General features: G+C 35.8%; 17 protein-coding genes. 4 read left to right on the top strand and 13 right to left on the bottom strand.

What is annotated here, in order from left to right:
- Positions 1 to 53 precede the first annotated feature (53 nt).
- The 4 genes from WJN01_RS11475 (at position 54) to WJN01_RS11490 (ending at position 4,292) form a co-directional block, all read left to right on the top strand.
- Positions 54 to 1,499 carry a RimK family ATP-grasp domain-containing protein gene (locus WJN01_RS11475; protein WP_445197304.1) on the top strand — a complete coding sequence of 482 codons (1,446 nt, stop codon included), beginning with the start codon at positions 54 to 56 and terminating at the stop codon, positions 1,497 to 1,499.
- 1 nt (position 1,500) lies between these two features.
- On the top strand, positions 1,501 to 2,727 hold the full coding sequence (locus WJN01_RS11480; RefSeq protein WP_445197305.1) for a carboxylate-amine ligase: 1,227 nt from the start codon (positions 1,501 to 1,503) through the stop codon (positions 2,725 to 2,727).
- Positions 2,724 to 3,416, top strand: a complete 693-nt coding sequence (locus WJN01_RS11485; RefSeq protein ID WP_445197306.1) for an N-formylglutamate amidohydrolase — start codon at positions 2,724 to 2,726, stop codon at positions 3,414 to 3,416. Before WJN01_RS11480 ends, WJN01_RS11485 begins: the two co-directional genes overlap by 4 nt.
- Before the next feature lie 102 nt (positions 3,417 to 3,518).
- Positions 3,519 to 4,292, top strand: coding sequence for a DUF6090 family protein (locus WJN01_RS11490; protein WP_445197307.1), 774 nt, complete (start codon positions 3,519 to 3,521; stop codon positions 4,290 to 4,292).
- Between the two features lie 145 nt (positions 4,293 to 4,437).
- Here WJN01_RS11490 and WJN01_RS11495 read toward each other — a convergent pair whose 3' ends face one another.
- The 13 genes from WJN01_RS11495 to recR all read right to left on the bottom strand — a co-directional run bounded on the left by WJN01_RS11495 (position 4,438) and on the right by recR (position 14,913).
- A complete protein-coding gene (locus WJN01_RS11495; RefSeq protein ID WP_445197308.1) occupies positions 4,438 to 5,124 on the bottom strand; it encodes a peptidoglycan DD-metalloendopeptidase family protein in 687 nt (228 codons plus the stop codon).
- Between the two features lie 106 nt (positions 5,125 to 5,230).
- Positions 5,231 to 6,538 carry a 30S ribosomal protein S12 methylthiotransferase RimO gene (rimO, locus tag WJN01_RS11500; protein WP_445197309.1) on the bottom strand — a complete coding sequence of 436 codons (1,308 nt, stop codon included), beginning with the start codon at positions 6,536 to 6,538 and terminating at the stop codon, positions 5,231 to 5,233.
- A 91-nt stretch (positions 6,539 to 6,629) separates the two neighbouring features.
- Entirely contained in the window at positions 6,630 to 7,604 is a 975-nt protein-coding gene (ftsY, locus tag WJN01_RS11505; RefSeq protein ID WP_445197310.1) for a signal recognition particle-docking protein FtsY, read from the bottom strand.
- A gap of 189 nt (positions 7,605 to 7,793) precedes the next feature.
- A complete protein-coding gene (locus tag WJN01_RS11510) occupies positions 7,794 to 7,946 on the bottom strand; it encodes a DUF4295 domain-containing protein (protein WP_445197311.1) in 153 nt (50 codons plus the stop codon).
- 6 nt (positions 7,947 to 7,952) lie between these two features.
- On the bottom strand, positions 7,953 to 8,135 hold the full coding sequence (gene rpmG / locus WJN01_RS11515) for a 50S ribosomal protein L33 (protein ID WP_445197312.1): 183 nt from the start codon (positions 8,133 to 8,135) through the stop codon (positions 7,953 to 7,955).
- 26 nt (positions 8,136 to 8,161) lie between these two features.
- Positions 8,162 to 8,398, bottom strand: a complete 237-nt coding sequence (rpmB, locus tag WJN01_RS11520) for a 50S ribosomal protein L28 (RefSeq protein WP_027136933.1) — start codon at positions 8,396 to 8,398, stop codon at positions 8,162 to 8,164.
- 82 nt (positions 8,399 to 8,480) lie between these two features.
- Positions 8,481 to 9,731, bottom strand: coding sequence for a competence/damage-inducible protein A (locus tag WJN01_RS11525; RefSeq protein WP_445197313.1), 1,251 nt, complete (start codon positions 9,729 to 9,731; stop codon positions 8,481 to 8,483).
- Positions 9,732 to 9,735: 4 nt separating this feature from the next.
- Positions 9,736 to 10,077 carry an Hpt domain-containing protein gene (locus WJN01_RS11530; protein WP_445197314.1) on the bottom strand — a complete coding sequence of 114 codons (342 nt, stop codon included), beginning with the start codon at positions 10,075 to 10,077 and terminating at the stop codon, positions 9,736 to 9,738.
- Complete coding sequence (locus WJN01_RS11535) at positions 10,078 to 10,689, bottom strand: fumarylacetoacetate hydrolase family protein (RefSeq protein WP_445197315.1); 612 nt, start codon at positions 10,687 to 10,689, stop codon at positions 10,078 to 10,080.
- A gap of 42 nt (positions 10,690 to 10,731) precedes the next feature.
- A complete protein-coding gene (locus tag WJN01_RS11540) occupies positions 10,732 to 11,508 on the bottom strand; it encodes an exonuclease domain-containing protein (protein ID WP_445197316.1) in 777 nt (258 codons plus the stop codon).
- Between the two features lie 180 nt (positions 11,509 to 11,688).
- Complete coding sequence (locus WJN01_RS11545) at positions 11,689 to 13,029, bottom strand: dihydrolipoamide acetyltransferase family protein (protein WP_445197317.1); 1,341 nt, start codon at positions 13,027 to 13,029, stop codon at positions 11,689 to 11,691.
- 86 nt (positions 13,030 to 13,115) lie between these two features.
- Positions 13,116 to 14,222 carry a glycosyltransferase family 2 protein gene (locus tag WJN01_RS11550; RefSeq protein ID WP_445197318.1) on the bottom strand — a complete coding sequence of 369 codons (1,107 nt, stop codon included), beginning with the start codon at positions 14,220 to 14,222 and terminating at the stop codon, positions 13,116 to 13,118.
- Positions 14,223 to 14,295: 73 nt separating this feature from the next.
- Entirely contained in the window at positions 14,296 to 14,913 is a 618-nt protein-coding gene (gene recR, locus WJN01_RS11555; RefSeq protein WP_445197319.1) for a recombination mediator RecR, read from the bottom strand.
- Positions 14,914 to 14,952: the final 39 nt, after the last annotated feature.

Here is a 14,952-nt window from a genome sequence, read left to right on the forward strand (position 1 = left end):
ATTCAAAAAAACACTAATTTTGTTTAAAATTTATATTGCTGAATGCTACGTTAATGCAAAAATATATTGTTGTCAATCAACCTGAAAAGTGGAATTTTTCGATTGAGCATATTACCGTTATTTCTTCTCAGGATTACTTAACGAACCCCAAATTTTCATTGCTGAAAAAAGCTCGGATTTTCAATCTATGTAAAGACTACAACTACCAATCCAAAGGCTATTACGTATCGCTTTTGGCCGAGGCACGTGGGCATTTGCCTATTCCAACAGTAAAAAACATTGTTGATCTAAAAAACTTAAAACTGGTGAGAATTGTTTCGGATGAATTTGACGACATCATTCAGCAAAGTTTAAAAAACATAAAATCCCGCGAGTTTACTTTGAGCATTTACTTCGGACAAAATGTGGCCCAAAAGTATAAAGAGCTTAGCAACTTGTTTTATAGACATTTCCAAGTGCCATTTTTTAGGGTGAAATTTAATTACACCACGAAATGGAACATACAAAGCGTTAAGGTAATTTCAGAAAGCGAAATTCCAAACGAACATTTGGAAAGTGTGCATCTATTTGCCAATCAGTACTTTTCCAAAAAAAGGTACGATAAGCCAAAATTAATAACCAGCGATTTTGATTTGGCTATTTTGGTAAACCCAAACGATCCTGCTCCGCCAAGCAACCCAAAGGCTTTAAAAAAGTTTATTGAGGTTGCCGAAAAGATGAATATTTACGCCGAAATTATTGAACCCAAAGATTTAACTCGCTTATCGTCATTTGATGCACTGTTTATTAGGCAAAGCACCGAAGTAAACAACGAAGCCTACGCCTTTGCCCGTAAAGCACAGCAAGAAGGTATTGCGGTGGTTGATTATGCCGATGCCATACTAAAATGCTGTAATAAGGTTTATATGGCCGAAGCCTTGGAAAATGCCAATATAGACACCCCAAAGACCATCATTGTGCATAAAGACAACCTTAGCGAGGTTTTGAAACATACAGGTCTACCATGCGTGCTTAAAGCTCCGGATTCTACCTTTTCATTTGGTGTAAAAAAGGCCAAAACTGCCGAAGAATTCAGCTCACTAGCAAGCAGTATGCTCAAAGAATCTGATTTAATTATTGCCCAAGAGTTTTGCCCTTCTGATTACGATTGGCGTATTGGCATTATAGATGGTAAACCCTTTTATGCCTGTAAATATTACATGGCCAAAGGTCATTGGCAAATATATAATTGGAAAGCCAAAAATAAACACGATCAGGATGGTGACGCCGACTGTTTACCTATTGAAGAAGTACCAAAAAAGGTGATAAAAATGGCTGTTAAATCAGCCAAACTAATGGGCAAAGGGCTCTTTGGCATTGATATAAAAGTTGTGGACGGAAAACCGATGGTAATTGAAATAAACGATAATCCCAATATCGATTTTGGTGTTGAAGATGCTTTTTATGGCGATTTGGTTTATTCTGAAATATTGATGGCGTTAAAATCTAGACTGGACTAACATGGGCAAGAAATATCATTTATTTGAGGTTTTTGGTATTGAATTGGAATATATGTTGGTTGGCCGTTCCAATTTAAAGATTATGCCTGTTGTAGATCAACTGCTTACTTTGAAAAACGGTGAATTAACCTCGGATGTTGATAATGGCACTATTGCGTGGAGCAATGAATTGGTTGCCCATGTGGTAGAATTAAAGACCAATGGGCCTACAAAAAACCTAAATGCACTTTCTGAGGAGTTCCATAAAAATATAATGGAAATCAACACCTTATTGGGTTCCGAAAACTGTATGCTCTTGCCAACAGCGGCCCATCCTTTTATGAATCCATTAACCGAAACCACGCTTTGGCAGCATAGCTATAGTGAGGTTTATGCTTTATACAATCGTATTTTTAATTGTAAAGGGCATGGCTGGAGCAACGTACAGAGCACCCACATCAACCTTCCGTTTTATGATGATGCTGAATTTGAAAAATTACATGCTGCCATTCGAATTGTTTTACCCTTAATTCCAGCATTATGTGCTAGTTCGCCAATTTTAGAAGGACAAAATACAGGGTTTAAAGATACTCGATTGGAATATTACAAAACCAACCAAAAGGAAATTCCGGAAATGACTGGACACGTTATTCCAGAAAATATCTTTTCCAAAAAAGACTATGAAAATATTATTTTCAACCCAATCAATAAGGCCATAAAACCTCATGATACCGAACATATTTTAGACCATTATTTCTTGAATTCCCGTGGTGCCATAGCCCGTTTTGATAGAAGTGCCATTGAAATAAGGTTAGTGGATATACAGGAATGCCCCATGGCAGATATTGCTATTTGCGTACTCATTATTGAAGTTTTAAAACTTTTGGTCTCTGAGAAATTATCAACTTTGGAACGTCAAAAAATATTTGAAGTAGTGCCTCTTTTCGATATTTTGAATTCATGCATCAAATACGGTGAAGATGCCATTATTTCAAATTTAGCGTATTTGAAGCTCTTCGGAATTAACAAAGCATGCAACTCTCAAAACATTTGGAAACACCTTTATAGTTTGGTTAAACCAGATATTGAAGACATGTACCATCAAGCCATAGAAACCATTTTAAACCGTGGCACTTTATCAACCAGAATATTAGATGCGCTGGCTGGTAACTTTTCAGAGTCCAACATTAAAAAGGTCTATTTTGAATTGGCACAATGCCTTCAAAAAAATAAAATGTTCACTCCGTGAAACTCGTTTTAACCTGTGAACACGGAGGAAATGTTATTCCCGAAGGTTTTAAAGTATATTTTGAAAAACAGGAAGCCCTTTTAAACTCTCATCGAGGTTATGACTTGGGTGCGCTTGATTTGTTTCATCACTTAAACCCTTTGGCCGGTTATACTTTACATTCTGAAACCAGCCGACTACTTATTGAATTGAACCGATCGTTACACCATCCCAAATTATTTTCAGAATTCACCAAATCCCTTTTAAAAGCCGAAAAAGAGCAACTTATAAACACCTATTATTTACCGTATAGAGTTGCTGTAGAAAACACAATCCGTGGTTGGATTAATCAGAGTGAAACCGTTTTACATGTTTCAGTGCATTCGTTCACGCCCAATCTTAACGGTATTGAACGTAACTGCGATATTGGGTTGTTATTTGATTCACGTCGAAATGGCGAAAAAGCATTTTGCAAGTTTTTCAAAGAAGATATTTTGAGCAAAGACCCAAATTTAAAGATTCGTTATAATTATCCATATTTAGGAAAAGCCGATGGGTTTACAACCCATTTACGTAAACAATTCCAAAATAATTATTTGGGTATAGAATTGGAAGTAAACCAAAAATATGCAATCAAAAATATTTTTCCTGAGGAATTAAAGCTTATTTTGTTTTCTGCTATAAAATCGGTATTGCAGAGTCACTTTTGATTTATAACTTGGCTTAATAAAAAATTTCTATTACATTCGGTTAATTATCGATATAAATAATTAACCTTAAAGTTGTGCTTTATTATGACAAACCGTTAACCAATGATAAAATTCTTTAGAAAAATTAGACAAAATTTAATTTCAGAAGGAAAAACTGGAAAGTATTTGAAATATGCAATTGGTGAAATAGTACTCGTTGTCGTTGGAATTTTAATTGCATTAAGTATTAATAATTGGAATGAAGCAAGAAAACTCAAAAATCAGGAACTAAAATATCTTTCGGGTATTAAATCTGATATGGAACTTACCATAATTGAACTTGAAAATTATACTAATCTGAGAAAGACATCAATTAATTCTGCGAAAACTATCATTCAAATGTTCAATAATGAAAATGAGCCTACTCTCGATGAATTTAATTTCCATAACTTAAATGTTCAGATTTGGTCTCCTTTTAAGAAGAATGATAACACTTATCAAGAATTAATAAACTCAGGAAATTTTGCCATTATTTCTAATGACTCCATAAAGGATATTTTGCTTAATATACAGCTAGTTTACAAGGAAATAGAATTCATAGAAAGTCATATGTACAAAGATTTCGAAAATTACATGTTCCCAATTTACTTCAGCACAGCAGACCTTGAATCAGATATTTCAAATTATACACATCAAGTGTCGAATGGAACTCAAGGAGATAGAACAGAACTTTCTAGAGAAAAAATCGAATTACTATTGAAAAACCAAACATTTAAAAATGGTTTTGTACTGTCTAAATTTAACAATAACCTAGTTATTGGTGAGTACAAGAAAATGAAAGCCCTGTCTGAAAAACTATTGGATATAATTGACTCAAAAATAGCGAAGAATAAATAACGAAAGCACAACAAAAAACATAGTGCATGCCGCGGTTAGCAATAGAAAGAAAAGAAATAGTAAAATTGAAAATCAACAAAGAAAATTATTGAACAAAGTGCTGCACGCATCATATTCGAACTGTTAAACTGACTTTTCCAAAAAACTACAACTTCAACAGTAAATTAGGATTCGGGCAATTGGCTTTATAAAATTCTAAATCGGTTTGGCTGCAAACGCCTGGGTAATCACCCATAAAACCTTGGATATCTTTTATAATCTGCAAATGTAAGTGTGGTGGGTAGTCGCCATTAACTTTGGCATCTCCCAATGTGCCCAAACAATCGCCTTGTTTAAAAGTTTGACCTATTTTCAATTTAGCCATAGATTCTAAACTTAAATGTCCGTAAAGGGTATAAAATGCCTCATCTTCAATTTGGTGTTTTAAGATGATGGTTGGCCCATAATCGCCATAATTAGCATTGTTTTTAAAACTGTGTACTTCGCCATCCAAAGGTGCAAAAACAGCAGAACCTGCTTCGCTCCACAAATCAATACCCAAATGAATATTACGGGCTTCTGTATTTTGCTTATTAAAATGTATACTCCGTTGGTAAATGGTTCTGACTTCCAAATACCCTCCATAAGCCACTAAAGCATTGTGGTTTTTGATGTGTTCCGAAATGTAAGTTCCCAACTTTTCAGAAGATGAAACATCAACCTTCTTTAAATCACCGTTAGATTCAGACAAATCTAAAGGCACATATTTTTCTTTCGGAATGCTTGTATCCAATACAAACAATGCCTCCGAACTAATTTGATTTAAAAACTGTGAAAACTCATGGGGTTGCATACATTCAAAAATAGTAAACTAGCTCACTACTTCAGCATACAAATCGATCTTTCGGCTTGCTTTGCAAGGTGTTTTCAAAGAAAATACATTTCTTTTCAACCAATGCTCAAGATGACACGACTTCTCCATAAAGGTCGAAGTCTTCGGCTTCAATAATTTTAACGGTGGTAAACTCGCCTGTTTTTAAATAGGTTTTGGTGGCGTCTATAAGCACTTCGTTATCCACATCTGGAGAATCAAACTCGGTGCGACCAATAAAATAATTGCCTTCTTTTCTATCAATAACTACTTTGAATTCCTGTCCGATTTTTTGCTGGTTCAATTCCCATGAAATCTGCGATTGAATTTCCATTATTTGGTTGGCACGGTCAATCTTTACTTCTTCTGGCACATCGTCTTCCAAATTATAGGCATGGGTATTTTCTTCGTGACTATATGTAAAGCAACCCAAACGCTCAAAACGCATATCTTTAACCCACTGTTTCAACTCTTGAAAATGTGCTTCAGTTTCCCCAGGATAACCCACAATCAGTGTAGTACGGATAGTCATTTCAGGGACTTTTGCCCTAAATTCCTCTATCAACTTAGTGGTCTTTTCTTTTGTTGTACCGCGACGCATACTTTTTAAAATATCATCTGAAATATGCTGCAACGGAATATCTAAATAATTGCAGATTTTTGGCTCCCGGTTCATAACATCCAACACATCGGTTGGAAAACCCGTTGGAAAGGCATAATGCAAACGAATCCATTCTACACCTTCAACTTTAACCAAGGCTTCTAGCAATTCCGCTAAATTTCGTTTTTTGTATAAATCGAGTCCGTAATAGGTTAAATCCTGCGCAATTAAAATAAGTTCCTTTACACCATTGGCTGCCAGTTTTTCAGCTTCAATAACAATGTCTTCAATGGGCTTACTCCTATGTTTTCCGCGCATTATAGGAATGGCACAAAATGAACATGGCCTGTCGCAACCTTCAGCAATCTTCAAATAAGCGTAGTTTTTTGGTGTGGTGGTTAAACGTTCGCCGATGAGTTCATGTTTATAATCAGCTCCAAGAGCTTTAAGTAAACCTGGCAATTCGGTAGTGCCAAAATACTCATCCACATTCGGGATTTCCTTCATCAAATCTGGTTTGTAGCGCTCACTTAAACAGCCTGTTACAAAAACCTTATCTACATCGCCTTCTTCCTTTTTTTGAACATATTCCAAAATGGTATTGACGCTCTCCTCCTTGGCATTATTGATGAATCCACAGGTATTGATAACCACAATATTGCCCTCTTGCTCATGCACTACATCTTTTCCACTGGCTTTCAATTGCCCCATCAACACTTCGCTGTCGTAAACATTTTTACTACAGCCCAGCGTAACAACATTAATCTTATTTTTCTTAATCGATTTTGTGCGCATATATGTTCTTATAAATCTGGGCGCAAAGGTACGCAATGATATTGGAATTTTAAATCCCAAAATGTGAGGCTGAATTGAAAGGTTTTAAGGCTTATTTAAAAAACGAATCTACAAACTCAAACTTATTAAACACTTGTAAATCCTCAATGCCTTCACCAACACCAATGTATTTTACAGGAATCTGGAATTGGTCTGAAATGCCAATAACCACGCCACCTTTAGCGGTTCCATCCAATTTGGTTACAGCCAAAGAAGTTACCTCAGTCGATGCAGTGAATTGCTTTGCCTGCTCGAATGCATTTTGCCCTGTGGATCCATCCAATATCAATAAGACATCGTGGGGAGCATCGAGAACCACCTTTTGCATCACGCGTTTTACCTTGGTCAATTCATTCATTAAGTTTACCTTATTATGCAATCGTCCTGCAGTATCTATGATAATGACATCGGCATTTTGGTTGACCCCAGATTGAAGCGCATCAAAAGCCACAGATGCTGGGTCGCTACCCATATTCTGGCGAACCATGGGCACATCTACCCTATCCGCCCAAACCTGAAGTTGGTCTATAGCAGCGGCTCTAAAGGTATCGGCCGCACCGAGTATCACTTTTAAGCCCTTCTTTTTAAATTGATAAGCCAATTTACCTATGGTTGTGGTTTTTCCAACACCGTTTACGCCAACCACCATAAGCACATAAGGCGTTTTATTTCCGCTTTCTAGTTTTGGCAAATCTGGAATCGTAAAATCGCTTTCTTCTCCAGAATTGGTTTCACTCAGCAACGCGGCAATTTCTTCACGAAGTATTTGGTTGAGTTCGTCCGTTCCCAAATATTTATCTTTGGCAACGCGTTCTTCAATGCGCTCAATAACCTTCAAGGTAGTATTTACACCAACATCGCTCGTTACCAACACTTCTTCCAAGTTATCTAAAACCTCATCGTCAACTTTCGATTTTCCGGCCACGGCCTTACTAAGCTTCCCGAAAAAACTGGTTTTAGATTTTTCCAATCCTTTATCTAAGGTTTCCTTTTTTTCTGAGGAAAATATTTTTTTAAAAAGACTCATTGTTCCATTTGTTGTTTATTCTTGGAAGCTATTACTTCATATTTGAGTAAGCAATCCACCAAAACTTTATTTTCAATTTTCTTACCAAATATTGATTTACTGCATTTATGGCAGAAAACGTTCAAATATAAAATAAAAAAAGCTGCTTTCTGAATGAAAGCAGCTTATAATATCTTGAAACGATACCTTTTAATTTTTCTTTAAAAAGTCGTCAACTTGTTCTGGACTCATAATAGACTCAACAAACATGTAAGCCCCTGTCTTTGGCGACTTTACCATTTTTATTGCTTTAGTTAATCTTTTAGATCCTGTTTGTAATGATGCTACTGCTTTCTTTGCCATGACTTACTATTTTATCTCTTTGTGAACTGTCATACGTTTAAGGATAGGATTAAATTTTTTAATCTCCATTCTTCCTGGCGTATTCTTTTTATTTTTTGTAGTAACGTATCTAGAAGTTCCTGGTTGACCAGACTCCTTGTGCTCTGTGCACTCTAATATTACCTGTATTCTATTACCTTTCTTTGCCATGTCTTATAACTTATTAAATGCAGCTACTATTTTAAAAATCCTTTAGATTTTGCTTCTTTAATTGCTGCAGAAATACCAATTTTGTTGATTGTTTTTAAAGCAGATGTAGAAACCTTTAAAGTTATCCAGCTGTCTTCTTCTGGAATGTAAAAACGTTTCTTCACTAAATTCGCGTTAAATTTGCGTTTAGTTCTGTTTAATGCATGAGACACGTTGTTTCCAACCATAGCCTTCTTCCCTGTAAGTTCACAAACTCTTGACATTATATATAACTTTAAATTCTTTGTTTCTTAAAATCGAGGTGCAAATATACAAATTCTTTATATTATGCCAACCTAAATTTTATCAATTTTTAAAAATTTCTTTTAGGAGCATTTCCAAGGCTTTATTCACTGCCTTGTTTATAACTTTTAGGCGAAGATTTCCGAAGTTAAATTCTTTGGAATAAACTCCGTTTTTTGTAGCAATAGCAATAAAAACCGTACCTATTTCGGCTTTGGAATCACCTTTTGTTGGGCCAGCATTTCCTGTAGTTGCAATGGCATAATCTGATTGAAATAATTGAAGCGCATTTTCGGCCATAGATTCTACAACGGGAGCACTTACCACCGAATGGGCGTCAATCAAGGTTTTTGAAACGTGTAAAACATTAATTTTTGATTGGGTTGCATATGTAACTACACCACCCTTAAAAAAGGCAGAAGCACCTGGGTTTATTGTAAATCTTTCAGCTACGGCACCACCTGTACAACTTTCGGCAATGGCCAAAGTTTTGCCCAGTTTGGTAAGCTGTTTGGCAATAACAATTTCCACTGAGCCTTCTTCATCTTCAAAACCGGCAAATTCGTCTTTTATGTACGGAATAACTTTATCAATCTGTTCCTGAACCTCATTTTTAAGTTGAACCTCATCAAATCCCTTGGTTGACAAACGCAAACGCATTTGACCCAAATTTGGTAAATAGGCCAATTTAATATGCTTGGGCAGCGCATCTTCCCAAGGTTCAATTCTTTCCGCCAATGCACTTTCACCAAGGCCATAAACCATAAGGGTTCTGTGAAGGATGTATGGACGATGGTATTTATCTTTAAGTTTTGGAAGTACTTCAAATTCAACTAAAGCCATCATTTCATAAGGCACCCCCGGAAGGGAAATAAAAACCTTATCACCTTTATCCATCCACATACCTGGCGCCGTACCTAACCTATTCATCAGCGGTTTAGCCTTTGATGGTATCAAAGCCTGGTCTCTATTAACTTGAAGCAACTGGGTTCTAACGTGTTGTTTCCAAATGGATTCAATATTATCCAAAACCGATTGATCCCTAACGAGGATATCGCCAAAATATTCAGCTATAGTTTTTTTAGTGACATCGTCTTTGGTTGGCCCCAATCCGCCTGTAAGAATAACAATATCCACACGACCTTCAGCATCACTCAAAGCCTGTAGAATATGATCCTTATCATCTTGAACCGATGTAATTTGATAAATAGATACCCCTATTTTGTTGAGTTGTTTTGCAATGAAGGCAGAATTTGTATCTATAACTTGCCCTATGAGAAGTTCGTCGCCGATGGTTATTATTTCGGCTAACATGGCATTATAGGTTAAAATCTGATTTTATTTCAGCAACAGCCTTTTCTACCGCAGAAACAACAATATCCAATTCAGCAGAAACATCCAAATCGCGTTTTTCAAACTTACCCCAGTCCTGAACCTCGATTAAAGTATCCAAAACCCCCAATTCAAACAAATCGACGGTTGGTTTCATTTTATGGGCGGCTTGGTAAGCATTAAAATAATCCTTTTCTGCAACTGCTTTTTTTAATCGTTCGGCATCAACGGGAACCTCTTCCAAAAAAGCTTCGGCCAAGGATTTAACAAAATCCTCGTCGTTGTCTGCCAGTTCTCTTACCCTATGAAGTTTGTAGTTTAATTCCATTTATTTAACTGTTATCGAAAACATTTCAATGTCTTCCAAATATCCTTTTAGTTTATCGTTAGCAATAACTCTGCCTACTCCTGCTGGTGTTCCTGTAAATATAATATCTCCTATCTTTAAAGTGAAATATTTTGAAACATATTCTATTAATTCATCAATTTTCCAAAGCATGTGGCTTGTATTTCCATTTTGAACAATTTTATCGTTCTTTTTTAACGAAAATTCAATACTATTTATGTCACTAATGCTTTTTTTATCAATCCATTTACCAATTACGGCCGCACCGTCAAAAGATTTTGCTTTTTCCCAAGGAAGCCCTTTTGACTTTAATTGAGCTTGTAAATCGCGGGCTGTAAAATCTATGCCCAAACCAATTTCATCATAATATTTGTGGGCAAATTTTCTATCGATGTGTTTTCCAACCCTATTAATTTTCACCAAAACCTCGACCTCGTGGTGTACATCTTCAGAAAAATCTGGAATAAAAAAAGGCTGCTTTTTTAGCAAAATTGACGTATCCGGTTTTAAAAAGACCACTGTGTCCGTTGGCTTTTCGTTTTCCAACTCTTTAATATGTTCGGTGTAGTTTCTACCTATGCAAATAAGTTTCATTTCTAGACTTCTTAGATTTTTAAATAATTAGATTCTTAGAAACTAACCTAGCTTATTATTAAAATTTCTAAGTTTAATAGCTGTTAAAACCTTTTTCGTGTAAAGTGGAAAATCGGCATTAAGCAACCAACCAAAATAGCCAGGTTCATTTTCCAACACTTCTGTAACCAACCTACCTTTGTGTTTTCCAAAAGAAAAACATTCTTCTCCTTTTTTATTATAAGCAATAAAGCCAGCAAAGTCGGCAAACTTTTTTCGTGCGCTAAACTCGGCCAAAAATTTGGCATTGTTTTCAAGTTCGTCGTACATGGCAACTTGGGCCTTCAGAACTTCGTAAGTTGCTTTGGTATCAGCTTCGGCAGTGTGGGCATCATTCAAGTTTTCATTGCAATAAAATTTATATGCAGCACTTAAAGTACGCTGTTCCATTTTATGGAAAATAGTCTGTACATCAATAGCCAATCTGTTTTTCATATCAAAATCGACCTCTGCCCGCAACATTTCTTCAGCCAACAAAGGAATATCGAATCGGTTGGAATTAAACCCTCCCAAATCAGAATCCTTAATCATATTATAAATATCCTTGGCCAGTTCCTTAAACGTAGGCTCATTGGCTACTTTTTCATCGGTTATACCATGAATGGCCGTAACTTCTTTGGGAATTGGCATTTCAGGATTTACCAACCATGTTTTGCTTTCTTCCGTTCCGTTTGGATAGATTTTTAAGATTGAAATTTCAACGATCCTATCTGTTGTTATGTTAACCCCAGTAGTTTCTAAATCGAAAAAACATATGGGTTTTGTTAGGTTTAATTGCATTTTAAGGTTTTATGATTTGAAAAAACAATTGGTGGTTAATAAGTTTGACGTTAAACAAGCAATGTTATTATAAGGTAGAAGACATACAAGAAAAAAGAAATAAATGCAAGCCCAACTAGGTAATAAAATATTATCATCCCAGATTCTTTAAAAAAAGAGAATAATTTATTCAAAATATATTTAAATTTCCCTATTGCTATCCCAAGCCTCTAAATAGTCTTTTACAGCTTTTACAAACATGCCTCCAAGTGCTCCGTTTACAACACGGTGGTCATATGAGTGCGACAAAAACATTTTATAGCGTATACCAATAAAATCTCCTTCTGAGGTTTCTATTACTGCTGGCACTTTTCTTATTGCTCCCAATGCCAAAATGCCTACTTGAGGCTGATTGATAATAGGTGTTCCCATAATGCTTCCAAAAGACCCAACATTGGTTACCGTATAGGTTCCTCCTTGTACTTCATCAGGTTTTAACTGATTCAAACGTGCACGATTTGCCAAATCGTTAACCTTTTTGGTCATGCCCACTAAATTTAACTGGTCCGCATTTTTTATGACAGGCACAATAAGGTTTCCATCGGGTAATGCTGCAGCCATCCCCAAATTGATATTTTTCTTTTTAATGACGGAAGTTCCCTGAACTGAAATGTTCATCATAGGATAATCGCGAAGTGTTTTGGCAACAACTTCCATAAAAACAGGTGTGAACGTTAAGTTTTCACCTTCGCGTTTCAAAAAACCGTCTTTAACTTTATTTCTCCAGTTCCAAATTTTAGTGACATCGGCCTCAATAAAGCTTTGCACATGGGCCGATGTTTGCAAAGAATTGACCATATGTTCTGCAACAAGTTTGCCCATTCTGGTCATTTCTATAATTTCATCTTCACCGCTTGATAAAATAGGCTGTGCAGTTTCCTTTACATTTTCAGACTGTGGCTGTTTTGCCATGGGAGTTTCAACCTGTTTGGGCATTGAAACATTAGATGTTTCAACCTGCGTTCCACCACCATTTTCAATGTAATTTAAAATATCATTCTTGGTTACACGTCCATCTTTTCCGGTTCCTTTTATGGTATCCAACTCATACTGTGAAACACCTTCTTGTTTGGCTATATTTTTAACCAAAGGGGAATAAAACCTATCGCTACTTGAGATTACCGGAGCAATAGTTTCTTTGGCTTTTGTTATGGATTGGGTCAATTGTTCAACGGCCTTTTCTTCTTCTTTCGAAACCACTGGAACACTTTCCTGATCTAAATCACTAGTTTCGTCATCACCCTCGGTTTCTATTAAGGCCAAAACCTGTCCAACCTGTACCACATCGTCAACATTAAAAAACTTTTCAACCAAAACACCGTCAACTTCACTGGGTACTTCACTATCAACTTTATCGGTAGCAATTTCCAGAATGGGGTCGTCCATTTCAATAGTGTCTCCAACTTCTTTTAACCAAGATGTTATGGTTGCCTCAGCAACACTCTCTCCCATTTTTGGTAACTTCAGTTCAAATTTTGCCATATCTACAACGTAACGCCTTTTTTATTTAATTTCTTTTGCAAAATTACTAAAAAACAATATTTATTTTAAAATGTTATCAATAAAAACTACTCCAACATTATAACTTCACCCCTACTAAAACCATCATCGCTGCCGACAAGAAAACTTGAGCCATTTGGTAGAATTTTATAGGTTAGCTGTTTATTTTTTTTAAAATTCCGTTCCATAGTTTCAATAATAATCTTGTAAGAGAATTTGTTTCCGTTAAAAATGACCTCCACTTCACTTTCAAAATTACTTTCCAATTGGTTTTGCAAATGGATTGGACCAGATAAAACATCGGTTATTCGCTGGTCCATCTTATCTGATACAAAAACATAAGCGCTGACATTCTTAATTTTTTCTGGCTTTATTTTCCTAAAAACATAGGCCATTTTTATACCCAACCACACGAACAAATCGAATAAAACATTGGTTTTGAAGTGTTTCGTGTAAAATATTTGCATTGCTCCAAAAAACCGCTTAGCATACGATTTGTCTTTTAAAGTACTTTCTCCTTTAAAATGAATAGCTGTTATGGCTCCGTAATAGTAATTAGCATAACCTGCTCTTAAAATTCTATATGATAAATCGATGTCCTCACCATACATAAAATAATCTTCATCAAAACCTCGTACTTCATTGTAAACTTGTCGTTTTAAAAACATAAACGCCCCAACCAATATATCTATTTTGCCAATTTCATCTTGCCCGATATGATTGGCGTAATATTCTGAAGGATTGCCGAATATTTTTTTTACTGCTGCCCTTAGGTATGGTATATTGCGCTTACTTTCGGGCAGAAACAATCCCCCACCATTGATTAATTTACAGCCTATCGCCCCTAGTATTGTTTTTGATTCTGCAAACTCTAGCAATTTTTCAAAAGTATCTTCGGCAACAACGGTGTCTGGGTTCAAAATACATAAATACTCACCTTTTGCTTTTGAAACCCCAACATTATTCCCTTTTGAAAACCCTAAATTCTTCTTATTTTCAATAAGCGTAACTTGTGGAAACAAATCCTTAACCATTTGGCAACTATCATCCTCAGAATCATTATCAACCACAATGATTTCAGCATCCAGATTTTTTATGGCCGACTCGACACTTTTCAAACAAAGTTCTAAAAAATGGCGTACGTTATAATTTAATATGATTATGGAAAGTTTCACGAAAGCAGTTTAGTGTAATCGATTAATCTAAATTAAGATAATTAATGAAGTTGCTCTGTTTTTTCATAATCGATTAAGATTTCAACGAAGTTTCGAAAGGCACTCTATTAATAATGCTTCGACCTAACGTTATTTCATCGGCATATTCTAATTCATCACCAACAGAAATACCTCTTGCAATTGTGGACGTTATAATGTTGAAATCTTGAATTTGTTTGAAAATATAAAAATTGGTGGTATCTCCTTCCATGGTAGAGCTCAAAGCAAAGATAAGTTCTTTAACACTACCCAATTTCACCTTTTTAACCAAGGTCCCTATGTTTAAATCGTGGGGGCCAATACCATCCATTGGTGAAATTTTTCCTCCTAAAACATGATACAAGCCTTTAAAGGAACTTGTATTTTCTATCGCCATAACATCCCTAATATCTTCAACAACACATATAATATCTTTGTTTCTGCTAGAGCTTGAACATATTTCACAAAGTTCAATATCACTAATATTATGACATGATTTACAGAACTTTACTTCGTTGCGCATGGTTTGCAATGCTTGGACAAGTGCATTGGTTTGCTCTTTGGGCTGTCTTAACATATGCAAAACCAAACGTAAGGCTGTACGTTTACCAATGCCTGGCAATTGCGACATTTCGTTAACCGCGCGTTCCAATAGTTTAGAAGAAAATTCCATAGGCGCGAAATTAACACTTTTTGGCTCAAATTCAACAAC

The sequence above is a fragment of the Tamlana sedimenti genome (assembly GCF_038148895.1).
Taxonomy (GTDB): domain Bacteria; phylum Bacteroidota; class Bacteroidia; order Flavobacteriales; family Flavobacteriaceae; genus Tamlana.